Below are 24,552 nucleotides of genomic sequence, written 5' to 3' on the forward strand. Positions count from 1 at the left end.
TGATTCGTCATGACCGTGGCCCCTCCGGGGCTGACCCGCTCATGACGGATCTTCGGACGGCTCGTCGACCACCGCGAGCACCGCGCCGACCTCGACCTGCTGGCCGACGGTCACGTTGAGGGCGGACAGCACACCGCTCGCCGGGGCGACGATGCGATGTTCCATCTTCATCGCCTCGAGCCACAGGATCGGCTGCCCCTGTTCGACCCGGTCGCCGACCGCGGCCCCGAGGCGGATCACGCTGCCGGGCATGGGCGCGAGCAGCGAGCCGGCGGCCACCTGGTCGGCGGGGTCGGTGAAGCGCGGCAGGCGGCGCACCGAGACCGGGCCCAGCGGGGAGTCCACCGCGACGAGGTCGTCGTAGCGGGCGATCTCGAACTGCCTGCGCACCGGTCCGCGTTCGCCGGGCACCGCGAGCACCACCCGCTCGGGCGACAGGTCGAGCAGCTCGAGCCCCGCGAAACCCTCGACCTCGATGCCGGTCCGGGTGAAGCGGTAGCGCACCTCGTGCGTGCCGCTGACCCGGCTCTCGTAGGACTTGCGCTGCGGCTGCGACGGCAGGTTGCGCCAGCCGCTCGGCGCCAGGCGGGCGTACCGGTTGGCGGCGCGGTTGCGGGCCGCATCCGCCAGCGCGGCGGCCACGATCGACAGCTTCTCGTCGTCCTCGGACACCAGCGGCGCGGCGAGCGCGTCGAGGCCGTGGGTGGCGAAGAACGCGGTGTCGGTGTCGCCGGCGAGGAAGGCCGGGTGCCGCAGCACCCGCACCAGCAGGTCGCGGTTGGTGACCAGGCCGTGCAGCTTCGCCCGCTGGAGCGCGGTGGCCAGCAGGTGCGCGGCCTCGGCGCGGGTGTCGGCGTAGGAGATGACCTTGGCCAGCATCGGGTCGTAGTGGACCCCGACGACCGACCCGTCGACCACGCCCGTGTCGAGGCGCACACCCGGCTCGGTCAGCACGGTGAACTCGCCCGTGGTGAACGGGATGTCGATGCGGTGCACCGGTCCGCTCTGCGGCTGCCAGTCGTGGGCGGGGTCCTCGGCGTAGAGGCGGACCTCGATCGAATGCCCGCGCTGGACCGGCTGGGCGGCGGGCAGCGGGAGACCGCCGGCCACCTGCAACTGGAGGCGGACCAGGTCGAGACCGGTGGTCTGCTCGGTGACCGGGTGTTCCACCTGGAGCCGGGTGTTCATCTCCAGGAAGAAGAAGTCGCCCTTCTCGTCGGCGAGGAACTCGACGGTGCCCGCGCCCTCGTACCCGATGGCCTCGGCGGCGAGCCGGGCGGCCTCGAAGAGCCGCTCCCTCATGCCGCGTCCCTTCGCGCCGCCCGCGGCCCCTCCGTGGTCACGCTCCGCCACCGCCTCCGGGGCCTGAGCGTGCAGCGCGTCGATCTTCTCCACCAGCGGCGAGGGCGCCTCCTCGACGACCTTCTGGTGCCTGCGCTGGATGGAGCACTCGCGCTCGCCGACGGCCCACGTGGTCCCGTGGGTGTCGGACATGATCTGGACCTCGATGTGGCGGCCGGTCTCGAGGTAGCGCTCGCAGAACACCGTCGGATCGCCGAAGGCGGATTCGGCCTCGCGGCGCGCGGCCTCGATCTGCTCGGTCAGGTCGGCCAGGTCACGCACCACGCGCATGCCACGGCCGCCGCCGCCGGCGGAGGCCTTGATGAGCACGGGCAGGTGCGCCTCGGTGACCTCGGCCGGGTCCAGCTCGGCCAGCACCGGAACGCCCGCGGCGTCCATCATCTTCTTGGACTCGACCTTGGAGCCCATCTGCTCGATGGCCGCGACCGGCGGGCCGATCCACACCAGCCCGGCATCCTGCACGGCCCGCGCGAATTCGGCGTTCTCCGAGAGGAAGCCGTACCCGGGGTGCACGGCGTCCGCACCCGCGGAGAGCGCGGCCTCGATGATCAGCTCGGACCGCAGGTAGGTCTCGGCGGGGGTGTTGCCCGGCAGCCGCACCGCGGCGTCGGCCTCGGCCACGTGCGGCGCGGCCGCGTCGGCGTCGGAGTAGACGGCGGTGGTGCCGATGCCCATGCGACGGCAGGTGGCGAACACGCGGCGCGCGATCTCGCCACGATTGGCGACGAGCACGTTGGTGATCGGCCCCGTCACCCGGCCGCCGACGGTCACGGAATCGCTTCGCGATGCTGAACTCATCTGCGCCTCACATTCGGAAGACGCCGAAGGATTCGGCGCCCTGGATCGGTGCCGTGTGGATGGCCGACAGAGCCATGCCCAGCACGGTGCGGGTGTCGCGGGGGTCGATGATGCCGTCGTCGAAGAGCCTGCCCGACAGGAACATCGGCATGGCCTCGGCCTCGATCTGCGCCTCGACCATGGCGGCCAGCCCGGCCGCGGCCTCCTCGTCGAAGGGCAGGCCCTTGGCCTCGGCCGCGCCGCGCTGCACGATGGTCAGGACGCCGCCGAGCTGCGCGCCGCCCATGACCGCGGACTTCGCGCTCGGCCAGGCGAACAGGAAACGCGGGTTGAACGCGCGGCCGCACATGCCGTAGTGACCGGCGCCGTAGGAGGCGCCGACGAGCAGCGAGATGTGCGGCACCTTCGAGTTGGCCACCGCGTTGATCATCATCGCGCCGTGCTTGATGATGCCGCCGTGCTCGTACTCCTTGCCGACCATGTAGCCGGTGGTGTTGTGCAGGAACAGCAGCGGGGTGTTCTTCTTGTTCGCCAGCTGGATGAACTGGGTGGCCTTCTGCGATTCCTCCGAGAACAGCACGCCGCGGGCGTTGGCCAGGATGCCGATCGGGAACCCGTTGATCTCGGCCCAGCCGGTGACCAGGCTCGAGCCGTAGAGGGGCTTGAACTCGTCGAAGTCCGAGCCGTCGACGACGCGGGCGATGACCTCGCGCGGGTCGAACGGGATCTTCAGATCCGAGGGCACGATGCCGAGCAGTTCCTCGGGGTCGTACAGCGGCGAGATGACCTCGGCGCGCGGCTCGGGCCCCTGCTTCTTCCAGTTCAGGCGCTTGACGATGGAGCGGCCGAGCCGGATCGCGTCCTGCTCGTCGGCGGCCAGGTAGTCGGCCAGGCCCGAGGTGCGCGCGTGCATCTCGGCGCCGCCGAGGGTCTCGTCGTCGGAGTCCTCACCGGTGGCCATCTTCACCAGCGGCGGGCCCGCGAGGAAGACCTTCGCGCCCTCCTTGACCATCACCACGTAGTCGGACATGCCGGGGATGTAGGCGCCGCCCGCGGTCGAGTTGCCGAACACCAGGGAGATGGTGGGGATGCCCGCCGCCGAGGCCTGGGTCAGGTCGCGGAACATCGCGCCACCCGGGATGAAGACCTCCTTCTGCGTCGGCAGATCGGCGCCGCCGGACTCGACCAGCGAGATCACCGGCAGCCGGTTCTCCCGCACGATGTCGTTGATCCGCAGCGTCTTCCGCAGCGTCCACGGGTTGGAGGTGCCGCCGCGCACGGTCGGGTCGGGCGCGACGATCATGCACTCGACGCCCTCGACGATGCCGATGCCCGCGATCGTGGAGGCGCCGACGTGGAAGTCGCTGCCCCACGCGGCGAGCGGGCACAGCTCGAGGAACGGCGAGTCCTCGTCGAGCAGCAGCTCGATGCGCTCACGCGCGGTCAGCTTGCCGCGCTTGTGATGGCGGGCCACCTTCTCGGGGCCGCCGCCCGCGATGGTCTTGGCGAACTCGGCCTCGACCTCGGCCAGCTTGGCCGCCATGGCCTCGGCGGCCTCGGCGTACTCCGGTGCGGCGGTGTCGAGGGTGGAACGGAAGGTCGTCACGACTGGTACCCCAATACTTTCGACGCCAGCATGGTCAGGATCTCGTTGGTGCCACCGCCGATGCCGATGATGCGCACGTCGCGGTAGATCCGCTCGACTTCGGACTCGCGCATGTAGCCCATGCCGCCGTGCAGCTGGACGGCCTGGTTGGCCACCCACTCGGCGGTCTCGACCGCGTCGTTCTTGGCGAAACAGACCTGGGCGATGAGGTTCTGGTCACCGGCGACGAAGCGTTCGACCAGGGCGCGGGTGTAGGTGCGCGAGACGTCGACGCGCTGGGCCATCTCGGTCAGCGTCATCTGCACCTTCTGGCGCGAGATGAGCGGGCGGCCGAAGGTCTCGCGGTCGCGCGCCCACCGCACGGTGAGGTCGAGCGCGCGCTGGGCCAGCGAATACGCCTGCACCGCGAGGCCGACACGCTCCGAGACGAACGCCGCCGCGATCTGGGCGAAGCCGCTGTTCTCGGCGCCGACCAGGTTCTCCGCGGGCACCCGGACGTCGACGTAGGACAGCTCGGCGGTGTCGGAGGCCAGCCAGCCCATCTTCTCCAGCTTGCGGCTGACGGTGAATCCCGGCGTGTCGGTCGGCACGATGATCAGCGAGACGCCCGCGGCGCCGGGGCCGCCGGTGCGCACCGCGGTCACCACGAAGTCGGCGCGGCAGCCGGAGGTGATGAAGGTCTTGGCGCCGTTGAGGACGTAGTGGTCCCCGTCGCGGACCGCCGAGGTGGTCAGGTGGCCGACGTCGGAGCCGCCGCCGGGCTCGGTGATGGCCAGCGAGCCGATGAGGTCGCCCGCGAGGGTCGGCTTGGCCCAGCGGTCGATCTGGGCCTGGTTGCCCGAGGCGATGATGTGCGGCAGGGCGATCCCGCAGGTGAACAGCGAGGCCCACAGGCCGCCGGAGGCGCCCGCGTAGTGGATCTCCTCGCCCATGATCACCGAGTCGATGGCGTTGCCGCCCTCGCCGCCGGCCGATTCGGGGTAGTCGACGCCGAGCAGGCCGAGTTCGCCCGCCTTCTTGTGCAGCTCGCGGGGCAGCTCGCCCGCGCGCTCCCAGGCGTCGAGGTCGGGCAGGATCTCCCGCTCCACGAAGCCGCGCACGGTGGCGCGCAACTGTTTCCGTTCCGGGGTCTCCCAGACGCTGGTGGTCATGTGGTGTCGCTCCTAGTCGCCGATCAGGGCAGTAGCTCTACGGGGATGTCGAGGTGGCGCGAGCGCAGCCATTCGCCGAGGCCCTTGGCCTGGGGATCGAAGCGGGCCTGGTAGGCCACGCCCTTGCCGAGCAGGCCGGAGACGATGAAGTTCACCGCGCGCAGGTTCGGCAGCACGTGCCGGGTCACGGTGAGCTCGGCGGTCTCGGGCAGCAGCGCCTGGACGGCCTCGACGGTGAGGGTGTGCACCAGCCAGCGCCACTGCTCGTCGGTGCGGACCCAGACGCCGATGTTGGCGTCGCCGCCCTTGTCGCCGCTGCGCGCCAGCGCGATGGTGCCCAGCGGGACCCGGCGGGTCTCGCCGACCGGCAGGGTCGCGGGCGGCGCCGGCTCCGGGACCGGGGCGAGGGCGAGGGTTTCGGCGGCGGGCGCGATGTCGACGCGGGTGCCGTCGGCGAGCACGGCCACGTGCGGCACCTCGGCGGCGTCGACGTAGCCGGGGGTGTAGACACCGTAGGGAGCGCCGTTGCCCGGCATGGTGGTGAAGGTGGCGCCCGGGTAGCTGGCCAGGGCCAGCTCGACCGCCACCGACGAGAACGCCCGGCCCACCTTGTTCGGGTCGGGGTCGCGCACGACGCAGCGCAGCAGGGCGCTGGCCTGCTCCTCGGTCGGGGCGTCGGGGCGGTCGAGCCGGGACAGCGTCCAGCTCAGCTCGGCCGGGCGCACCGGCAGCCAGGATTCCAGCTGGCGGCGGGCCAGGTCGGCCTTCGCCTCGATGTCCAGCCCGGTGAGGATGAACTCCATCTCGTTGCGGAAGCCGCCGAGGGTGTTCAGCGAGACCTTGAGCTGCGGCGGCGGCGCCTCGCCGGTGACGCCGCTGATGAGCACCCGGTCGGGGCCCTCCTGCGCCAGAGTCAGGGTGTCGAGGCGGGTGGTGACGTCGGGTCCGGCGTAGCGCGCGCCCTGGATCTCGTACATGAGCTGGGCCTCGACGGTGTCCACGGTGACCGCGCCGCCGGTGCCCTCGTGCTTGGTGATCACGCTCGACCCGTCGCGGCGGATCTCGGCGATCGGGAAGCCGGGGCGGCCGAGGTCCCCCAGCTCGGTGAAGAAGGCGAAGTTGCCGCCGGTGGCCTGGGTCGAGCACTCGATCACGTGCCCGGCCGCGACGGCGCCCGCCAGCTGGTCGTAATCGGTTCGGCCCCAGCCGAAATGGGCCGCGGCGGGACCGACGATGACCGAGGCGTCGGTGACCCGGCCGGTGACGACGATGTCGGCGCCGGAGTTCAGGCACTCGACGATGCCCCACGCGCCGAGGTAGGCGTTGGCGGTGAGCGGCTGACCGAGGTCGAGCTCGGCGGCGCGGGCGACCAGGTCGTCGCCCTCCACGTGCGCGATCCGCGCGTTCAGGCCGAGGTCGGCGGCGACCTTGCGCAGCCGGTCGGCCAGGCCGGCCGGGTTCAGCCCGCCCGCGTTGGCGACGATCTGCACGTTCTTGTCCAGGGCGAGGCCGAGGCACTCCTCGATCTGCTTGACGAAGGTCTTGGCGTAGCCGAGGCTCGGGTCCTTCATGCGATCGCGGCCCAGGATGAGCATGGTCAGCTCGGCCAGGTAGTCGCCGGTCAGGACGTCGAGCTCGCCGCCCTCGAGCATCTCCCGCATGGCGCTGAGCCGGTCACCGTAGAACCCGGAGCAGTTGCCGATCCGGATCAGGTCGGGATCGGCCGCAAGGTTACCCATGCGCCCAGGATCACACGGGTCCAATAAAAAAGCAAGCATGCGTGCTTGTTAATTGGCGGCTATCCGACCAGGCAAGATGGAGGGCATGGCTGCTGTACTGATGTTCGCCCTCGCCGGCTTCCTGCTCGGCGGCGCCTACACGACCTGGAAGAACAACCGCGTCATGTCGGTCGCGCTGATCGTCGCCGCCGTCCTCGCGGGCATCGGCGCTGTGCTCTGGCTGGAGTAGCTCAGGATCGCGAACCCGCGGGCTCCTGCCCACCGACCAGCCGGAAGACGCGCACGTCCTCGGGGACCCCGCTCAGCGGTGCCGCCCAGAAGTTGCGGCGGTAGGGCTTCACCGTGACCCCCAGCTCGTCCAGGGTCTCCGGGCGCAACGCCTCGAGGGTCGCGTTGGAGACCATCGTGTTGCCGTTGCCGCCCGCCTCCATCATGCGGGCGGCGATGTTGACGTCGACGCCCAGCCAGTCGCCGCCGATCTCGCGGGGCGTGCCGGTGTGCAGGCCGACGCGCATCCTCGGGCGATACCCCGCCACCTCCACCTTCGCCAGCGCGGCGCGCGCGGCCAGTGCCGCGGCCACGGCGCGATCGGGCGAGGAGAACACGGCCATCAGCCCGTCGCCCATGCGCTTGACCACCTGGCCGCCGCGCTCGGAGATCGGCGGCTCGATGGCCTTGGCGACCTTGCGCAGCAGGTCGAGGGTCAGCTCGTCGCCCGCGGTCAGCGACCAGCTGGAGAAGGAGACCAGGTCGGTGAACATCACCGTGACCTCCTCGTTCCCCCGGCCGCGGCCGATCCGCTCCAGCGCGGCCTGCCACACCTGCAGCGCGCCGAAACCGATCTCGCGCGCCGCGCTCGGGGTACCGCCCGCGATCTTGTCCGCCGCGCGGGCCACCGCCCTCGCCCCGCCGGGCCCCGAGACCGACAGCGGATCGCCGAAGGACGGGTCGCCCGGCAGCTGCTGACGGGCCTTGCGGACCGCCCCGATGACGTCGGCGCGCCTGTTGGCGGCCTGGAGCTTGGCCGAGAGCTGGACACGGCGCACACCCGACCCGATCCTGGCGCGCGCGGAGGAACCCTCCTCGTCCCCCTCCGGTTGCGGAACCTGTTCGGGCTCAATCGGTTCCAAGGGAATCACCAGCTCCGCCGCGGCGTCGCGCCGCCGTGCCGGATCGTTCCCGCCGGAAGGCCTTTCACTCACGAGACGAGGGTATCGCAGAGAACCGCCGGCCCGATGTGGCGAACATCGGACCGACGGTTCTCTCAACCCCCCGGCCACCGGGCAGCGGTGGCTGGACGGCCGGATCGCGGCGACCTCCCGACAAGGTCCGCGATCCTCGGAAGCCCGGGCCGATGCGAGGGTGGCCCGGGCCTGGTCTCAGGCGTCGCGCTTGTTCACCACGAACAGGGACGCGCCGAAGATGACGGCGACGAACACCGCGAAGTAGACGATGCTGACCCAGGCGTTCCAGTGCCAGTAGTCCGGGTTGGCGTCGCCCGCCCCGAGGAAACGGTTGGCGTTGGCGAAGGGCAGGAACGGGCCGACCGTGCGGCCGAAGCTGCCGAACGCGCTCAGCAGGCTCTCCACCAGCAGCGGCCACAGGATCAGCAGCGAGATCGCCGCCGCGGACTGCCGCAGCAGGAACCCGACGCCGACCGCCAGGATCGCGCACAGCGCCGCGTAGACCGGCACGCCGAGGATGGCCCGCCAGTTGCCGTCGACGACGAGCAGCTGACCGGCGTCACCGCCCGCGATGACCTTGGCCAGCGCGAAGGCCGCGAACGCGAGCACCAGCGTCAGCACCGCCGCCAGCGCGGCCGTCAGCAGCGCCTTGGCGATCACGACCGCCGAGCGGTTCGGCGTGGCCAGGAACGTCGTGCGGATGATGCCGAAGCGGTACTCGCTGGTGACGGTCAGCGTCGCCAGGATCATCAGCACCATCACGCCGAGCCCGGACACGCCCGACAGGGCGTTGCCGACGGTGAGGATGTCCGGCGGCGCGTCCGGGTCACCGAACGTCGACCGCGCGATGGCCGCGAACAGCGCGGCGATGCCGAGGCCGATGACCACCACCGACGCCGAGCACCACCACGGCGAGCGGGTCGAGGTGAGTTTGATCCGTTCCGCTGTCAACACGCCCATCAGAGCGCACCTCCCATCACCTGGTCGACGGCTGCGCCGTGATACTGCACGGCGCCGCCGGTCATCCGCATGAACGCCTCCTCCAGCGAGGCCTGCTGGGGCGCCAGCTCGAACAGCGTGATGCTGTTCGCGCCCGCCAGCTTGCCGACCTCGTCGCTGGTCACCCCGGCCACGACCAGGGCCTGATCGCCGTCCTCGCGGACGGTCATGCCATTGGAGGTGAGCAGGCTGCGCAGCTGGTCGAGCTGCGGGCTGCGGACCCGGACCGAGTTCTCCGACGCCTTGGCGATGAAGTCGGCGGTGGACGTGTCCGAGATCAGCTGACCCTGCCCGATGACGACCAGGTGTTCGGCCGTCTGCGCCATCTCCGAGAGCAGGTGGCTCGACACGAGCACCGTGCGGCCCTCGGCGGCGAGGCGCTGCATGAAGCGGCGGATCCACAGGATGCCCTCGGGGTCGAGCCCGTTGACCGGCTCGTCGAAGAGCAGCACCTGCGGGTCGCCCAGCAGAGCGCCCGCCAGGCCGAGCCGCTGGGACATGCCGAGGGAGAACCCGCCCGCCTTCTTGTTGGCGACCTCGGAGAGGCCGACCAGCCGCAGCACCTCCTCCACCCGGCTCGCGGGCAGGTCGTTGGCCGCGGCCAGCCAGCGCAGGTGCGCGCGGGCCGAGCGGTTCGGGTGCACCCACTTGGCGTCCAGCAGCGCGCCGACCTCGGTCAGCGGACGCGGGATGCCGTTGTAGGGCTTGCCGTTGATCAGCGCGGTGCCGGCCGTCGGGGTGTCCAGGCCGAGGATCATGCGCATCGTGGTCGACTTGCCGGCACCGTTCGGACCCAGGAAACCGGTCACCTGTCCGGGACGGACGGTGAAGGTGAGGTCACGGACTGCGACGGTCTGGCCGTATGTCTTGGTCAGGCCTCTCAGCTCGATCATGGCACCCAGTCAACCGCACCGGCGGGCTCCGTGCGTCGCCGTCAGGTCGCGAGTCGGGTCATCCTCGAGGATGATCCGGTCTCGGGGTGATCACCGGGCCGGTGAGGAGGCCTGCGCCCAGAAACGTTTCGGTATCCGTCCCGCGTGGCGGGCCAGGTGACCGGCGCGCACCGCGTCGGCCATGGCGGCGCCCATCAGCCGCGGATCACGGGCCCTCGTCACCGCCGTCGCCAGCAGGACCGCCGAGCAGCCCAGCTCCATGGCCAGGGTCGCGTCGCTGGCGGTGCCGATGCCCGCGTCCAGGATGACCGGCACGCCCGCCGCGGACACGATCATCTCGATGTTGTGCGGATTACCGATCCCGAGCCCGGTGCCGATGGGTGAGCCGAGGGGCATGACCGCGACGCAGCCCGCCTCCTCGAGGCGGCGCGCCAGGATCGGGTCGTCGTTGGTGTAGGGCAGGACCTTGAAACCGTCGTCGACCAGCTGCTCGGCGGCGTCGAGCAGCTCGATCGGGTCGGGCAGCAGGGTGCGGTCGTCGGCGACCACCTCGAGCTTGACCCACTCGGTGTCGAGCGCCTCGCGGGCCAGGCGCGCGGTCAGCACGGCCTCGGCGGCGGTGTGGCAGCCCGCGGTGTTCGGCAGCGGCATGATGCCGAGCCGCTTCAGCAGGTCGAGCACGCCGGTGCCGCCCGCGGCGTCGACGCGGCGCATGGCGACCGTCGTGAGCTCGGTGCCGGAGGCGACGAGCGCCTCCTCGAGGACGGTCAGGTTGTCGGCGCCGCCGGTGCCCATGATCAGCCGGGAGCCGAACTCCCTGCCCGCGATGACGAGGGGTTCGAGCTCAGCCACCCTGCACCGCCGTGAGCACCTCGATGGTCCAGCCGCGGCCGACCTGCTCGTCCCAGCGGGACTTGGGGAACACCGCGCCGTCGACCGCCACCGCGACACCCTGGCAGGGCAGTTCCAGGCGGGTGAGCAGCTCGCGCACGCTCAGCGGTTCGGCGAATTCGTGGTCGGCGCCGTTGACGGTGACGCCGATCGGGATGCTGCTCATCGGGCTACTCCTGCGGGGGACAACTGGGATGCCGGGAATCTCTGGGGTGAGGCGCTCTCGGCCTCGGGCGCGATCTCCCCGTCCAGCATCGGGGGGACCACGGCGGCGGTGAGGGCCAGGGTGAGCATGCCGTTGCGGCCGTGGCCGGTGGCGGCGACCACGCGGTCGTCGAGCGGGCCGAGCAGCGGCAGGTTGTCCGGGGTGCCCGGCCGGGCGCCCGCGGCGGCCTCGGCCAGCTCGTATTCGCCGAGGCCGGGCAGGATCGCCTCGGCGTCGGCGACGAGGTCGCGGACGCCCGCCACCGTGACGGCGGCGTCGAAGCCGGCCTCGTACTGGGTGGCGCCGACCACCAGGCCGTCCGCGCGCGGCACCAGGTACAGGGGACGGCCGTGCACCCGGGCCCGGACGACCCGTTCCGGCGGCGGAGTGACGCCGGGACGGCGGCGCAGCCGCAGGATCTCGCCCTTGACCGGCCGCACCGGCAGGCCCGGCCACAGCAGCGCGCTGCGCGCTCCCGCGGCGAGCACCACCCTGGCCTGGGGCAGATCGTCCAGCGCCGCGACCTCCTCGGCGCGGAATTCCACACCGGCGGCGCGGCAGGCGGTGCGCAGGGCCCGCAGCACCCGGCGGTTGTCGATGGCGGGTTCCGCGGTGGCCAGCAGACCCGCGCGCACCGAGCGGGCCAGCGCGGGTTCGAGCGCGCGGACGCCGGCGCGGTCGAGCAGGCGCAGGTCGTGACCGTGCCCGGCGATCCAGTCGGCCACGGTGCGCAGGTCGGCGGCGTCCGCCGCGTCGAGGGCGACGGTGAGCGTTTCGGCGGCGACGTAGGGGGATTCGCCGGTGACCTCGGCGAGCCGGGCGCCGAAACGCCGCCAGTGCCCGAGCGCGGCGGCCCCGAAGGCGAGGACCTTCTCCTCCCCCGGCCAGCCCTCCGACAGCGGGGCGAGCATGCCGCCCGCCACCCACGACGCGGCCCGCGTGCCAGGGCTGCCGTCGGCGACCCCGTCGCCGGCCGGGTCGTACAGGGTGACCGTCCAGCCCGCTTCGGCCGCCTGCCAGGCCACCGCGAGCCCGACGGCGCCGCCCCCGACGACGGCGAGGGTGCGGGCCGATGCGCGCGAGCCGCCGCTCACTGCGCTCATCCCTGTCACCCCTGTCACTTCTGCCTCGTTCGTCGCCAGTGCTGTCCGCCCGTTCCGCCGTTCGGCTCGCGGTCTCGGTGGGCCGCCGCGCCGGCCGTTCCGCGGCGACGGCGCCGGGCGCGGGGGCCGGATCGGCCGGCGGCCGCGGGCGGCGTCCGTCCGGTCCGTCCCGGCGCGGCCGTCGTCGGCGTCGTCGCCCGGGTGACGGGCGCGCCGGCGTTCCGGCCGGTCGACCCGCGACGGTGCGTGACCGGGTGCCGGTGTCGCCGGCGGATCGGCGGTCACTCGCCGGACTGTCGTGTTCGCTTCCCAACGTTAGCGCGACTACCGTCGAGGGGGTGCAGCCCCACCACCCCAACCGCGCCCTGCCGCCGCGTGACCGCCTGGCGACCGCGCGGCTGTATCTGTGCACCGATGCCCGCCGCGAGAAGGGCGACCTGGCCCGCTTCGTCGACGCGGCCCTGGCGGGCGGGGTCGACATCGTGCAACTGCGCGACAAGGGGTCGGCGGGCGAGCGCGAGTTCGGGCCGCTCGAAGCCAAGGCCGAACTGGGCGCGCTCGCCGAGATCAAGGCCGCCTGCCGCAGGCACGGCGCGCTGCTCGCGGTGAACGACCGCGCCGACATCGCGCTGGCCGCGGGCGCCGACGTGCTGCATCTGGGCCAGGGCGACCTGCCGCCCGCCTACGCGCGCAAGATCCTCGGCCCCGACGTGGTGATCGGCCGCTCCACGCACAACCGCAACCAGGCCGGCCTGGCCGCCATCGACGGTCACCTCGACTACTTCTGCACCGGCCCGGTCTGGACCACCCCGACCAAGCCCGGCAGGCAGGCCGCGGGCATCGACCTGGTGCGCTCGACCGCCGACTCCCACCCGACCCTGCCCTGGTTCGCCATCGGCGGCATCGACGGCGAACGCCTGCCGGAGGTGCTCGCGGCGGGCGCGGACCGCGTCGTGGTGGTCCGGGCGATCACCGAGGCCGCCGATCCCGAGGCCGCGGCCCGCGCGCTGAAGCAGGCGCTGACCGCGGCCGCGGTCTAGCCCGGCACGCCGCGCGGGCGCGCACGGACCGCGCGACGGTGCCGGACCCCGTCCTCGACGAGGCCCGGCGCCGCGGGGCACGGGACGCTCAGCGGGCGGCGCGGACGCTGAGCCCCGCCGCGACGAGGAAGAACGCGGCGAACACGACGTCGATCAGGCCGGCCGCGCGCGCCGCCGACGACACGGTGTCCCCGGTGATCTCCAGGTACAGCGAGCCGAAGGTCGCGATGCCGACCACGATGCCCATCTGCACGTTGGTCACCAGGATGCCGCTGGCGTCGGCGGCCAGGTTCATCGGCACCTTGGCCAGCGTGCGGGTCATCAAGGGGCTGAACGCGATCCCGTTGCCGAGGCCCGCGACGGCGTAGGCGGTGAGCGCGGCGACGCCGATCCCCGCTCCGTCGCGGATGATCAGGGCCAGCCAGGCCAGCGCGAGCGCCGAGAGCACGAGGCCGGCCGGGATCATGGTGGCGTGCCAGCGTTTCGGCACCCGCTCCCAGTTCATGCTGGCCAGCGCGAACGTGACGCCCATCGGCAGCATGAGCAGTCCCGAGTGCAGCGGGCTGTACCCCAGGGTGGACTGCAGGTGGATGGCCGTCACGAACAGCCAGCCGCCGAAGGTCGCCATGATGACCAGCAGCGTGGCCGCCGCCAGCAGCAGCCCGGGCGCGCCGAGCACCTGCGGGGCGAACAGCGGTTCCCCGTCGCGGCGGGCGACCGCACGCTCGACGGCGGCGAACACCCCGAGCCCGATCAGACCGGCGCCCAGGCTGATCCACGCCCACAGCGGGAATCCCAGCTCGCGGCCGAGCACCAGCGGGAGCACCAGCAGCAGCACCGTGACGGTCAGCGTGACCAGCCCGGGCACGTCGAGCTTGCGGTCGGTGCGCGGCACGGTCACCGGCAGCACCCGCGGCGCGACGGCCAGCAGGGCGAGCCCGATCGGCACGTTCACCAGGAACACGCCGCGCCAGCTGCTGCCCGCGACGTCGGCGCTGACGATCGCGCCGCCCAGGATCTGCCCGGCGACCATGCCCCCGGAGATGATCGCGGCGTACAGGCTCAGCGCCCGCGCCCGCGCGGCGCCGGTGAAGGTGCGCTGGATCAGGGTCATCACCTGCGGGACCATGGCCGCCGCGCCGACGCCCTGCAGGAAGCGGAAGACGATGAGCGACAGTTCGTTCCACGCCAGCCCGCACGCCAGCGAGGCGACGGTGAACAGCGCGAGACCCGCGACGAAGGTGGTGCGCTGGGTGATCCGGTCGCCCAGGCGGGCACCGGTCACCAGCAGGACGGCGTAGGCGATGACGTACCCGGCGACGATCAGCTGCAGGGCCGCCCCGCTGGTGTGCAGATCGGTGCGGATGGACGGAATGGCGACATTGACGATGGCGGAATCGAGCACGGCCATGAACTGGCCGGTGAGGATGACCAGGAGCACGGCCAGTGGCCGGCGGCTGCTCTCGGGAGCGGTCGGCGCGAGCAGCGCCGGATCCGCGGGAAGCGTGCGAGTCATCGTTCGATCCTGGGGCCGCCGCCGCACCGGTACCAGGAGTCCCGTGACACTGGTACTGCCACTACCTGGATACCGGTACCCGGATCGCGAGATGATCGGACCATGAGCGAGATCGCCGCAGTCCCCTCCGGCAGTACGCGACGGGCCGAGCTGGGCGGCTTCCTCAAGTCACGCCGGGCCAGGATCGCACCCGGCGACGTCGGTCTGGTGAGCGGGCCGCGCAGGCGCACACCGGGTCTGCGGCGCGAGGAGGTCGCGCAGCTGTCCGGGGTCGGCGTCACCTGGTACACCTGGCTCGAACAGGGCAGGCCGATCAACGCCAGCGTCCAGGTGCTGGACGCGATCGCGCGCACCCTGCGGCTGGACGCGGTGGAGAAGGCGCATCTGTATCGGCTCGCCGACGTGCCGGTGGTGCCGAGCCCGCACGCGCAGGTCGGCCTGCCGCCCGCGCTCCAGGGCATCCTCGATCAGCTCTGCCCGCTGCCCGCGGCGTTGCTGAGCGCGCGCTACGACATCCTCGCCTACAACGACGCCTACCGCGCCCTGTGCCCCGGCTTCCTCGACGGCCAGCGCAACGTGCTGCGCCGCGTCTTCCTCACCCCGGCGTGCTGCAATCCCTACGACCACGACGTGGAGGACCTGCGCCGCATGGTGGCCTACCTGCGCGGCGCCTACGTCAAGCATCTCGACGATCCGGCCTGGACCGCGCTGATCGACGAACTCCACACCCACAGCCCGGAATTCCGCGAGCTGTGGGCGCGCAACGACGTCGCCGTGCCCGCCAACCGGACCAAGATGATCCGGCACCTGGCGGTCGGCGCGCTCGACTTCCACGTCACCAGCATGTCCCTGCCGGTGATCGAGGGCGCCTGGGTGCAGGTCTTCACGCCGCGCTGCGACGCCGAGTGGACCAAGCTGCACACCCTGCTGGCGATGGACGAGAACGAGCGGCTCGGCCCGCTGCTCGACCACCGCGAGCGATTCCATTCGGCCAGTTGAGTCAGGACAGCAGGTGCTCCCTGGTCAGCCGGGGGGCGTTCTCGTCGTGCCCCGCCCCGACCTCGACCAGGTCGCCGGGTCCGTCGGGCGCGGTGTGCAGCCACAGGAAGCCGCGGCCGGGCAGGTCGAGCGTGCGCGGCAGCGCGGCGGCCAGGTCGTCGTCGGCGGCGGGCAGCGCGACCCGCAGCGGCCGGGCGCGCAGGCCGGGCCAGGCCGCGGCGAAGCCGGGGTGCAGCGGCAGCGTGGTGACCTCGTCCTCGGGGACCCAGACCAGCGCGTCGCTCTCGGGATTGCCGACGGTGTCGAGCGGGCGCGACGCGTCGGCGACGACGGTGGTGTAGGTCCAGCCGCTCGGCGCGGTCATGGTCAGCCGTTCGGCGCGCACGCGCACGTGCTCGGCGGCGATCCCCGTCTCCTCGAAGGCCTCGCGCACCGCGGCGTGCCGGGCGGTCTCGTGGCTGTCACGGGCGCCGCCGGGCAGCGCCCAGGTGCCGCCCTGATGACTCCAGGCCGCCCGGTGCTGCAGCAGGACGGCCGATCCGCCGCTGGGCAGCGGGGCGCGCAGCAGCAGCCCGGCGGCGCCGAAACGCCCCCAGTGCCGGACCCCGCCGGGACTGTCCGACCAGCCGTCACCGTCACCGCGCATGTGGCACTCTCTTTCCCGTAGCAGCCCCACAGCAACCGGCACGGGGGTCCGCGGTGGGCTGCGCCATCGGTATGACCACAATAAACTTCACGCCTGACAGGGGTGTGCGGTCCGTCGGGGAGGTGAATCATGGCCGAAGCGGTACCCGGTGCGACCGGGGCGCGCGGTGCCCGGCCGATGGCGGCGACATCGCAGGTGGCGACGGTGCGCGCGACCGCGCTGCCGCCCGCTTCGCCGCCCGCCGGGACCCCGCCGCCGCGCAGGCGCCGTACCCCGTCGCCGTCGACCCGGCCGCCCGCGCCCGACGTCCGCGCGCTGCGCGCGCAGCTGGATCCGCACCGCTTCGCGAGTTTCGCCGGATCGTCGCCGGGCAAACTCGTGGCCGCCGGATTGGTCCTGATCGTCCTGTGTGTGGCCGCCGGGACGGTCACCGCGCTGACCGTCGGCGACCGCCGCGAAGCGCTGGCGGTCCTGCTCGACGACACCGAGCCCGACGCCCATTCGGCCAATCGCCTCTACGCCTCGCTGTCCATCGCCGACGCCGCCGCGGGCACGGCCTTCCTCGCGGGCGGCATCGAGCCGGAGTCGGTGCGCAACCGCTACACCCAGGCCCTCGGCGAGGCGTCGGCGGATCTGGTCACCCAGGCCGGGCACGTGACCGGCCACGAGGACAGCGACCGCCGCCTGCGCACCGGCATCGCGACCGGCCTCCCGGTGTACGCGGGCCTGATCGAGACGGCCCGCGCCAACAACCGCAACGGCTATCCGGTCGGCGCCGCCTATCTCAGCGAGGCGTCCAACCACATGCAGGGCGTCCTGCTGCCGATGGCCGAGGAGCTCGAGGACCACCGGGCCGAGGCGGTGGTCGCCGCGCAGTCCCGGCACGTGCGGCCGCCCTGGGTCGCCATCGTGCTGGTACTGGTCGCCCTCGGCGCGCTGGTGTGGGTCCAGGTCGAGCTGGCCCGGCGCTCCCGGCGGGTGTTCAACGCGGGCCTGCTGGTGGCCACCGGCGCGCTCGCGCTCGTCCTGCTGTGGACCGTGGTCGCGGGCTCGCTGTCGGCGGTGGCCATGATCCGCTGCCGCGACGACGGCGCAACCCCGACCGCCCAGCTCGCCGAGGCCCGCATCCTGGCCCAGCAGGCGCGCACCGCCGAGGTGCTGAAGCTGGTCCGCCGCGACGCGACCGGCGACTACGACCGCACCTTCGACGACCACTTCGCCCGGCTCACGACGCTGCTGCGCGACTACCCGGGCGGCGCGCCCGCGGGCGCCGAGGTCGAGCAGGCGCGGACCGCCGTCGACCGCTGGCGCACCGCCCACCAGCGGATGAACGACGCGCTGTCCCGTGGCGACTTCACCGGCGCCGCGGCGGTCGCCGTCGGCCCGAGCGCCGCCGATTCCGCCGCCCAGATAGACGCCCTCGACCGGGCGCTCGACACGGCGGGCACCGCCACCCGCGACACCCTGCGCTCGCGGGTCGACCAGGCCGTCGACGTCCTGCTGCTGCTCACCCCGGGCGCGTTCGTGCTGGGTATCGTCGGCGCCGTGGGAGTCGGCCTCGGACTGTGGCCCCGGCTGCGGGAGTACCGGTGAACGCCCGCCGCGCCGGGCTCGCCGTGCTGCTCGTGGCGGCCGCGGCGCTGCCCGGCTGCGCGATCGACCCCGAACCCCACGAGGACCGCGTCTCCTACACCGAGGCGCCGCTGCCCGCCAAGGCGTCCCCGGTGCCGAGCGACAGTCCCGTCCCGCCCCGGGTCGACCAGAAGTGCGGGGACCCGACCGCGAGCCTGCGCCCGAACGGGTCGGGCTCCGCCGCGCGCGGACCGGCGCTCGACGCCATCCGGGCGCGCGGCAGGCTGATCGTCGGCCTCGACACCGGCAGCAACCTGTTCAGCTTCCGCGACCCGCTCAGCGGCCGCATCACCGGTTTCGACGCCGACATCGCCCGCGAGATCGCGCGCGACCTGCTCGGCAACCCGGACCTGGTGGAGTTCCGCAGCCTGTCCTCCGAGGAACGCGAGCAGGCGCTGATCAACCACACCGTCGACCTGGTCGCGAAGACCATGACCATCACCTGCGAGCGCCGCAAGCGGGTCGCGTTCTCCACGGTCTACCTGCTGGCCCAGCAGCGGGTGCTGGCGATGAAGAACTCCGGGATCGGCGGGATCGCCGATCTGGCGGGCAAGCGGGTGTGCGTCGCGCGCGGCACCACCTCGCTCGACCGCATCCGCCAGGACCAGCCGGCCGCGACGGTCCTGACCGTCCCGACCTGGGCGGACTGCCTGGTGGTCCTGCAGCAGCGACAGGTCGACGCGGTCAGCACCGACGACGCCATCCTGGCCGGGCTGGCCGCGCAGGACCCCTACACCGAGGTGGTCGGCGAGAGCATCAGCGCCGAGCCCTACGGCATCGGCATCCCGCTGGGCGACGACGATCTGGTCCGTTTCGTCAACGGTACCCTCGACCGGTTGCGCGCGGACGGCACCTGGACCCGCATCCACCGCCGGTGGCTGTCCTCGCTCGGCGAGACGCCCGCCCCGCCCGCGCCCCGCTACCAGGACTGAGCCGATGCCGCAGGAACCCACGCGCAAGAGTGCCAGTCCGCCGCAGCCCGGCGGCACCCTGCCGGGCGGCTGGAGCCTGCCCGAGCCCGAACCCGACGACGATCACACCCGCCCCCTCCCCGTCATCGGCCATCCCGCGACCGAACCGCCTGCCACAGAACAGGTTTCCCGGCGCCCGCCGACCGGCGCGGACACACCCGCCACCCAGCGGGCCCCGGGACCGGCGCAACCGATCACCGAACCCCCGGCCACTCGGCAGGCCCCGGGACGGGGCACGGCCGAAGCGCCCGCGACGCAGGCCGTTCCGGCCGACGAGCCCGGCCAGGGCACCCATTCCTTCCCCATGGAGCAGACGGGGCCCGAGCAGACGGGCCGGTCCGGGCGGAGCGTGCGGACGGCACGGTCGCGGCCGACGCGCAGACTCGGCGCGGGCCTGGTGCCGATCGCCACGGTGCCGCCCGCGGATCCGCGTGACGCGGTGCTGGCGGACCCGGTGGTCTCGGAGGGTCGGCGGTTCTGCTGGCGCTGCGGGAATCCGGTCGGCCGGACCACCGCGTCGCATCCGGCGACGACCGCCGGGGTGTGCGAGACCTGCCAGGCGCCCTACGATTTCCGGCCCTCGCTGCATCAGGGCGACATGGTCGCCGGCCAGTACGAGATCCAGGGGTGCATCGCCCACGGCGGCCTCGGCTGGATCTACCTGGCCATCGACCGCAACGTGAGCGACCGGTGGGTGGTGCTCAAGGGCCTGCTGCACACCGGCGACGCGGAGGCGCAGGCGGTCGCCATGGCCGAGCGGCAGTTCCTGGCCGAGGTGGCGCATCCGAGCATCGTCAAGATCCACAACTTCGTCGAGCACACCGCCGGTGACGGGTCGCCGTTCGGCTACATCGTCATGGAGTACGTGGGCGGCCACTCGCTGCGCGACATCCTCGACAACCGGCCGCGCGACGAGCGCATGCCCATCGCCGAGGCGATCGCCTACGTGCTCGAGATCCTGCCCGCGCTCGACTACCTGCACTCGATCGGCCTGACCTACAACGACCTCAAGCCCGACAACGTCATGGTGACCGAGGACCAGGTCAAGCTGATCGACCTGGGCGCGGTCGCCACCATCGAGGCGTACGGGAACCTTTACGGCACCCGGGGTTTCCAGGCGCCCGAGATCGCGCAGACCGGCCCGACGATCGCCTCCGACATCTATACCGTCGGGCGCACCCTGGCCGCCCTGAGCCTGCACCTGCCCACCGAACACGGCCGCTACCTGGACGGCCTCCCCGACCCGGCGCAGGAGCCGCTGCTCGCGCGCTACGAGTCGTTCCATCAGCTGCTCGCCACGGCCACCGATGCCGATCCGGCGCAGCGCTTCCCGAGCGCCCGGGTGATGTCGGCGCAGCTCGCGGGCGTCCTGCGCGAGGTGCTCGCGCTCGACACGGGCGCCGAACACCCGCAGCTGTCCACCGTGTTCAGTCCGCAGCGGACCAGTTTCGGCACCGAGGAGCTGATCAGCCAGACCGACGCGTACCTCGACGGCGCGGCCCGGTCCCCGCTGCTCGACTCGCGCGACGTGGTGGCGGCCCTGCCGTTCCCGCTGCTGGATCCGGCCGACCCGGCCGCCCCGCTGCTGGCCAGCACGGTGCACCCCGAGCCCGAGCGGGTGCTCGAGGCCCTGCACGAGGCGCGTGAACGGGCCGGCGCCGACCCCGAGAACATCCCGGAGACACTGGAATTCGAGCTGCTGCTGGCCGAGATCCGGGCCCGGCTCGAACTCGGCGAGTCGGCCGCGGTCCTGCATCTGCTGGAGCGGGTGGACGACGAACCGGATTGGCGCGTCGACTGGTTCACCGGCCAGGCCCAGCTGCTCGAGATGGACTACGAGGCCGCCTTCGCCAGTTTCGAGCAGGTGTTGCGGGCGCTGCCGGGCGAGATCGCGCCGAAGCTGGCGCTGGCCGCCACGGCGGAACTGGTGCTGCAGCACTGGGAATCCGACGATCCCGAACAGTGGCGGGCCTACGCCGAGCGTTTCTACGCGACCGTCTGGCGCACCGACCGCGCCGTGGTGAGCGCGGCGTTCGGGCTGGCGCGGCAGCTCGCCGTCGTCGGCCGGGTCGGCGAGGCCGTGCACGCGCTCGACGACGTGCCCGCCGCCTCCCGCCACTTCCCCACGGCCCAGACGACCGCGATCCTGCTGCTGCTCACCAGCGCCCCCGTGGCCGAGCTCGACGAGACCACGCTGCGGCTGGCGGCCGCCCGCGCCCAGGGGCTGCCGCCCGCCGAGATCCGCACCGTCCTCATGCAGACCCTGGTCCGCGGCAGCGCCCTGGCCTGGCTGCACGCGGGCAACACCCCGAAACGGCCCGACGCCAAGCTGTTCGGCGCGCCGTTCGCCGAGCAGCAGCTGCGCGCCGGTACCGAGAAGGGGCTGCGGGCGCTGGCCCGCAGCGCGCCCGGCCGCAAACATCGCTACGCGCTGGTCGACCTCGCGAACGCCATGCGCGCGAAGTCGTGGTTCTGATCAGGAGCCGGTGACCAGGCCGAAGGCCGCGCGCGCGATGGCGAGTTCCTCGTTGGTCGGCACCACGAGCGCCGTCACCTCGGCGCCCTCGGGCGAGATAACCCGTGGCTCCCTGGCGCGCACGGCATTGCGCGCGGGATCGACGGCGATACCGAACCGCTCGAGGCCGGCCAGGGCGTCGGCGCGCACCTCGATGCTGTTCTCCCCCACCCCGGCGGTGAAGGTGATGGTGTCGACGCCGCCGAGCTCGATCATGTAGGCGCCGAGGTAGCGGCGCAGGCGGTGGATGTAGACGTCGTAGGCGAGTTTCGCGGCGGCGTCGCCGTCGCCGATGAGCCGGCCGAGCTCGCGGAAGTCGTTGACGCCGGACAGGCCCTTGAGACCGGAGTTGCGGTTGAGCAGGGTCTCCACGTCGTCGGGGTCCAGCCCGGCCACCCGAACCAGGTGCGGCACGATGCCGGGGTCGATGTCGCCCGGCCGGGTGCCCATGACCAGGCCCTCGAGCGGTGTGAGCCCCATGCTCGTGTCGATCGGCGTGCCGCCGCGGATGGCCGAGGCGGAGGCGCCGTTGCCGAGGTGGAACACGATCTGGTTCAGCGTGTTCGGGTCGCGGCCGAGGAACTCGGCCACCCGGCCCGAGACGTACTCGTGCGAGGTGCCGTGGAACCCGTACTTGCGGATGCCGTGCGCGGCGGCCACTTTCGCGTCGAGCGCGTAGGTCCTCGCCGCCGCGGGCAGGCCGTGGAAGAAGGCGGTGTCGAACACCGCCACCTGCGGCACGCCGGGCAGCAGCTGCTCGGCGCTCTCGATGCCGATCACGTTGGCGGGGTTGTGCAGCGGCGCGAGCACCGAGAGGTCGGAGATGGTGCGCAGCACGTCGTCGGTGACCAGCGTCGGCCGGTAGAAGACCTCGCCGCCGTGCACGACGCGGTGGCCGACCGCGGCGATGCCGAGCGTGGCGGGGTCGAGCCCGTTGGCGCGCACCAGGTCGAAGGCCGCGCGCAACCCGGCCCGGTGGTCGGGGATGGGGCCGGTGTGTTCGACGGTGTGCTCCCCGGCCTCGAAGACCACCCTGCCCTCGGGCTCGCCGATCCGCTCGACCAGCCCCGAGGCCAGCACGCGCGCCGACTCCGCATGCAGCAGCTGGTATTTCAGCGACGAGGACCCGCAGTTGAGGACGAGGACGACGTCGCTCATTCGGCACCGCCCTGCGCCTGGATGGCGGTGATCGCCACGGTGTTGACGATGTCGGCGACGAGCGCGCCGCGCGACAGGTCGTTGACCGGCTTGCGCAGGCCCTGCAGCACCGGCCCGATGGCCACGGCGCCCGCGCTGCGCTGCACGGCCTTGTAGGTGTTGTTGCCGGTGTTCAGGTCGGGGAACACGAACACCGTCGCCCGGCCCGCGACCTCGGAGTCGGGGAGTTTGGTGCTGGCGACGGTGGGCTCGACCGCCGCGTCGTACTGGATCGGGCCCTCCACGGGTAGCTCGGGGGCGCGGTCGCGCACCAGCGCGGTGGCGGCCCGCACCTTGTCCACGTCGGCGCCGCTGCCGGATTCCCCCGTCGAGTACGACAGCATGGCGACCCGCGGCGTGATCCCGAACCGCTCGGCGGTGGCCGCCGAGGACACCGCGATGTCGGCGAGCTGCTCGCTGGTGGGGTCGGGCACCACGGCGCAGTCGCCGTAGGCGAGCACGCGGTCGGCCAGGCACATGAGGAACACGCTGGACACCGTCGAGACGCCCGGTTCGGTCTTGATGATCTCGAAGGAGGGCCGGATGGTGTGCGCGGTGGTGTGCGCGGCGCCGGACACCATGCCGTCGGCGATGCCCTTGTAGACCATCATCGTCCCGAAATAGGAGATGTCGGCCATGGTCTCGCGGGCCCGCTCCAGCGTCATGCCCTTGTGCTTGCGCAGCTCGGTGTACTCGGCGGCGAAGTCGTCGAGGTGGCCGGAGGTGCGCGGGTCGAGGACCTTCGCCGCGGAGATGTCGACGCCGAGCTCGGCGGCGCGGGCGCGCACCGAGGTCTCGTCGCCGAGGATGATCAGGTCGGCGATCTTGCGCTGCAGCACCCGGCCCGCGGCCCGCAGCACCCGGTCGTCGTCGCCCTCGGGCAGGACGATGGTCTTGCGGTCGGCGCGGGCACGCTCGATGAGCTGGTACTCGAACATCTGCGGGGTGACCACGTTCGACAGCGGCACCTGGATGCGTTCCAGGAGCTGCTTGGCGTCGACGCGCTGCTCCATCAGCGCCAGCGCGGTGTCGACCTTCAGCGGGCTGCCCGCCCACATGCGGCCGCGGGTGCGGTGCACGGCGCTGGCGGTGTCGTAGGTGCCCAGGTCGGTGGTGAGGATGGGCAGTTTCGGTTGCAGGCCCGCCATGAGGCGGGCGATCGCCGGATGCGGGCGGATGCCGCCGTTCATGATCACGCCCGACAGCGAGGGGAAGCCGGCGGCCTCGTGCGCGTTCACGACGCCGAGCAGCACGTCGGAGCGGTCGCCGGGCACGATGACGACAACGCCGTCGGTCAGCCGTTCCAGGATGTGTTCGGCGGTCATCCCGCCGACCATGATGCGCAGGGCCTCGCGGTGCAGCAGTTCCGGATCGCCGCTGTACATCTCGCCGTCGATGGCGCCGCACAACTCGGCCATGGTCGGCGCCATGAGCAGCGGCACCTCCGGCAGGGTCCAGGAGGGGACGTCGAACTCCGCGAGCGCCTTGGCGATGGGCTCGATGTCGTGCGCGCCGCACCGGTTGGCGACGATCGCGACCAGCTGCGCGTGCTCGGCGGACAGTTCGGTCGCGCACAGCTCCGCCAGCTGGGCCACCTCGGTGGCGGTGCGGTCGGCGCCGCGCACCACCAGCAGCACCGGGGCGCCGAGGTTCACCGCGATGCGCGCGTTGTAGCGCAGCTCGCTCGGGCTGGCGACGTCGGTGTAGTCGGTGCCGACGACGACCACCGCGTCGCAGGCCTTGGCGACCTCGTGGAAGCGCATCACGATCTCGCTGATCGCGGCGTCGGGGTCGCGGTGGACGTCCTCGTAGGTGACACCGACGGCCTGGTCGTAGCCGATGTCGGCGGTGGAGTGCTCGAGCAGCAGCTCCAGGATGTAGTCCGGCTCGGTGGTCGAGCGGGTGATCGGGCGGAACACCCCGACGCGTGCGGTGGTCGCGCACAGCATCTGCAGCACGCCGAGGGCGACCGTCGACTTCCCGGTATCGCCCTCCGGCGAGGCGATGTACACGGTGGACGGTAAGTGTTCGACCATGACCGCAGCCTAATCGGCGCTCCGGTGTCCCAGCCACCGTGACGGCCACCGCGTCCGTCCCCCGGCGGA

The 24,552-nt window shown here is 72.6% G+C and carries 20 protein-coding genes; 6 read left to right on the forward strand and 14 right to left on the reverse strand.

The annotated features are described in order from the left end of the window. Positions 1–39: 39 nt before the first annotated feature. The 4 genes from ON36_RS26275 to ON36_RS26290 are packed head-to-tail and all read right to left on the reverse strand — an operon-like array spanning position 40 to position 6,656. Positions 40–2,160, reverse strand: a complete 2,121-nt coding sequence (locus ON36_RS26275; protein ID WP_052314364.1) for an ATP-binding protein — start codon at positions 2,158–2,160, stop codon at positions 40–42. A 7-nt stretch (positions 2,161–2,167) separates the two neighbouring features. Then, positions 2,168–3,766, reverse strand: a complete 1,599-nt coding sequence (locus ON36_RS26280) for an acyl-CoA carboxylase subunit beta (protein WP_043658878.1) — start codon at positions 3,764–3,766, stop codon at positions 2,168–2,170. Beyond that, a complete protein-coding gene (locus ON36_RS26285) occupies positions 3,763–4,917 on the reverse strand; it encodes an acyl-CoA dehydrogenase family protein (protein ID WP_043658880.1) in 1,155 nt (384 codons plus the stop codon). The genes ON36_RS26280 and ON36_RS26285 overlap by 4 nt, the downstream gene beginning before the upstream one ends. A 23-nt stretch (positions 4,918–4,940) precedes the next feature. Beyond that, positions 4,941–6,656 (reverse strand): acyclic terpene utilization AtuA family protein, encoded by a 1,716-nt coding sequence (locus ON36_RS26290; RefSeq protein ID WP_043658882.1) that lies wholly within the window; start codon positions 6,654–6,656, stop codon positions 4,941–4,943. A gap of 85 nt (positions 6,657–6,741) precedes the next feature. Between ON36_RS26290 and ON36_RS35565 the strand changes: the two genes are divergently transcribed. After that, on the forward strand, positions 6,742–6,885 hold the full coding sequence (locus ON36_RS35565) for a CG2302 family histidine operon protein (RefSeq protein WP_169334737.1): 144 nt from the start codon (positions 6,742–6,744) through the stop codon (positions 6,883–6,885). 1 nt (position 6,886) lies between these two features. Here the strand turns inward: ON36_RS35565 and ON36_RS26295 are convergent, their stop codons facing one another. The 6 genes from ON36_RS26295 to thiO form a co-directional block, all read right to left on the reverse strand. Next, a complete protein-coding gene (locus ON36_RS26295; RefSeq protein ID WP_043658977.1) occupies positions 6,887–7,702 on the reverse strand; it encodes an adenylate/guanylate cyclase domain-containing protein in 816 nt (271 codons plus the stop codon). Between the two features lie 333 nt (positions 7,703–8,035). Continuing rightward, positions 8,036–8,800, reverse strand: coding sequence for an ABC transporter permease (locus ON36_RS26300; RefSeq protein ID WP_043658883.1), 765 nt, complete (start codon positions 8,798–8,800; stop codon positions 8,036–8,038). Then, on the reverse strand, positions 8,800–9,732 hold the full coding sequence (locus ON36_RS26305; protein ID WP_043658884.1) for an ABC transporter ATP-binding protein: 933 nt from the start codon (positions 9,730–9,732) through the stop codon (positions 8,800–8,802). Before ON36_RS26305 ends, ON36_RS26300 begins: the two co-directional genes overlap by 1 nt. A gap of 90 nt (positions 9,733–9,822) precedes the next feature. After that, positions 9,823–10,584, reverse strand: coding sequence for a thiazole synthase (locus ON36_RS26310; RefSeq protein ID WP_043658886.1), 762 nt, complete (start codon positions 10,582–10,584; stop codon positions 9,823–9,825). Beyond that, positions 10,577–10,789, reverse strand: a complete 213-nt coding sequence (gene thiS / locus ON36_RS26315; RefSeq protein WP_043658888.1) for a sulfur carrier protein ThiS — start codon at positions 10,787–10,789, stop codon at positions 10,577–10,579. Before thiS ends, ON36_RS26310 begins: the two co-directional genes overlap by 8 nt. Then, positions 10,786–11,931 (reverse strand): glycine oxidase ThiO, encoded by a 1,146-nt coding sequence (gene thiO, locus ON36_RS26320; RefSeq protein WP_052314365.1) that lies wholly within the window; start codon positions 11,929–11,931, stop codon positions 10,786–10,788. The genes thiS and thiO overlap by 4 nt, the downstream gene beginning before the upstream one ends. 338 nt (positions 11,932–12,269) lie before the next feature. On the opposite strand from thiO, the gene thiE reads away from it, so the two are divergent. Beyond that, a complete protein-coding gene (thiE, locus tag ON36_RS26325; protein ID WP_052314366.1) occupies positions 12,270–12,971 on the forward strand; it encodes a thiamine phosphate synthase in 702 nt (233 codons plus the stop codon). An 88-nt stretch (positions 12,972–13,059) separates the two neighbouring features. Here thiE and ON36_RS26330 read toward each other — a convergent pair whose 3' ends face one another. Next, positions 13,060–14,487 carry an MFS transporter gene (locus ON36_RS26330; RefSeq protein WP_083885432.1) on the reverse strand — a complete coding sequence of 476 codons (1,428 nt, stop codon included), beginning with the start codon at positions 14,485–14,487 and terminating at the stop codon, positions 13,060–13,062. 102 nt (positions 14,488–14,589) lie between these two features. On the opposite strand from ON36_RS26330, the gene ON36_RS26335 reads away from it, so the two are divergent. Next, on the forward strand, positions 14,590–15,486 hold the full coding sequence (locus tag ON36_RS26335; protein WP_043658892.1) for a helix-turn-helix transcriptional regulator: 897 nt from the start codon (positions 14,590–14,592) through the stop codon (positions 15,484–15,486). Position 15,487: 1 nt separating this feature from the next. Here the strand turns inward: ON36_RS26335 and ON36_RS26340 are convergent, their stop codons facing one another. Then, positions 15,488–16,132, reverse strand: coding sequence for an NUDIX hydrolase (locus ON36_RS26340; protein ID WP_083885434.1), 645 nt, complete (start codon positions 16,130–16,132; stop codon positions 15,488–15,490). Between the two features lie 177 nt (positions 16,133–16,309). On the opposite strand from ON36_RS26340, the gene ON36_RS36400 reads away from it, so the two are divergent. Genes ON36_RS36400 through ON36_RS26355 form a run of 3 tightly spaced genes read left to right on the forward strand, consistent with a single transcriptional unit; the run spans position 16,310 to position 21,211 of the window. Then, positions 16,310–17,725, forward strand: coding sequence for a GlnX family signal transduction membrane protein (locus ON36_RS36400; RefSeq protein WP_043658893.1), 1,416 nt, complete (start codon positions 16,310–16,312; stop codon positions 17,723–17,725). Next, complete coding sequence (locus ON36_RS36405; RefSeq protein ID WP_043658894.1) at positions 17,722–18,696, forward strand: glutamate ABC transporter substrate-binding protein; 975 nt, start codon at positions 17,722–17,724, stop codon at positions 18,694–18,696. Before ON36_RS36400 ends, ON36_RS36405 begins: the two co-directional genes overlap by 4 nt. Before the next feature lie 4 nt (positions 18,697–18,700). Next, positions 18,701–21,211, forward strand: coding sequence for a serine/threonine-protein kinase (locus tag ON36_RS26355; protein WP_052314367.1), 2,511 nt, complete (start codon positions 18,701–18,703; stop codon positions 21,209–21,211). On the opposite strand, the gene ON36_RS26360 is transcribed toward ON36_RS26355, so the two are convergent. Continuing rightward, positions 21,212–22,408 carry an acetate kinase gene (locus ON36_RS26360; protein WP_043658897.1) on the reverse strand — a complete coding sequence of 399 codons (1,197 nt, stop codon included), beginning with the start codon at positions 22,406–22,408 and terminating at the stop codon, positions 21,212–21,214. Further along, entirely contained in the window at positions 22,405–24,483 is a 2,079-nt protein-coding gene (pta, locus tag ON36_RS26365) for a phosphate acetyltransferase (protein ID WP_043658899.1), read from the reverse strand. The genes ON36_RS26360 and pta overlap by 4 nt, the downstream gene beginning before the upstream one ends. Positions 24,484–24,552 lie beyond the last annotated feature (69 nt).

Source organism: Nocardia thailandica NBRC 100428, from assembly GCF_000308795.1.
Lineage (GTDB): Bacteria > Actinomycetota > Actinomycetes > Mycobacteriales > Mycobacteriaceae > Nocardia > Nocardia thailandica.

Coding starts and splice junctions, on each gene's coding strand:
- ON36_RS26300 (WP_043658883.1), bottom strand. CDS start 8,800: ATGGGCGTGTTGACAGCGGAACGGATCAAACTCACCTCGACCCGCTCG.
- ON36_RS26305 (WP_043658884.1), bottom strand. CDS start 9,732: ATGATCGAGCTGAGAGGCCTGACCAAGACATACGGCCAGACCGTCGCA.
- ON36_RS26330 (WP_083885432.1), bottom strand. CDS start 14,487: ATGACTCGCACGCTTCCCGCGGATCCGGCGCTGCTCGCGCCGACCGCT.
- pta (WP_043658899.1), bottom strand. CDS start 24,483: ATGGTCGAACACTTACCGTCCACCGTGTACATCGCCTCGCCGGAGGGC.
- ON36_RS26355 (WP_052314367.1), top strand. CDS start 18,701: ATGCCGCAGGAACCCACGCGCAAGAGTGCCAGTCCGCCGCAGCCCGGC.
- ON36_RS26275 (WP_052314364.1), bottom strand. CDS start 2,160: ATGAGTTCAGCATCGCGAAGCGATTCCGTGACCGTCGGCGGCCGGGTG.
- ON36_RS26290 (WP_043658882.1), bottom strand. CDS start 6,656: ATGGGTAACCTTGCGGCCGATCCCGACCTGATCCGGATCGGCAACTGC.
- thiS (WP_043658888.1), bottom strand. CDS start 10,789: ATGAGCAGCATCCCGATCGGCGTCACCGTCAACGGCGCCGACCACGAA.
- thiO (WP_052314365.1), bottom strand. CDS start 11,931: ATGAGCGCAGTGAGCGGCGGCTCGCGCGCATCGGCCCGCACCCTCGCC.
- ON36_RS26285 (WP_043658880.1), bottom strand. CDS start 4,917: ATGACCACCAGCGTCTGGGAGACCCCGGAACGGAAACAGTTGCGCGCC.
- ON36_RS26360 (WP_043658897.1), bottom strand. CDS start 22,408: ATGAGCGACGTCGTCCTCGTCCTCAACTGCGGGTCCTCGTCGCTGAAA.
- ON36_RS26340 (WP_083885434.1), bottom strand. CDS start 16,132: ATGCGCGGTGACGGTGACGGCTGGTCGGACAGTCCCGGCGGGGTCCGG.
- ON36_RS36400 (WP_043658893.1), top strand. CDS start 16,310: ATGGCGGCGACATCGCAGGTGGCGACGGTGCGCGCGACCGCGCTGCCG.
- ON36_RS26335 (WP_043658892.1), top strand. CDS start 14,590: ATGAGCGAGATCGCCGCAGTCCCCTCCGGCAGTACGCGACGGGCCGAG.
- ON36_RS35565 (WP_169334737.1), top strand. CDS start 6,742: ATGGCTGCTGTACTGATGTTCGCCCTCGCCGGCTTCCTGCTCGGCGGC.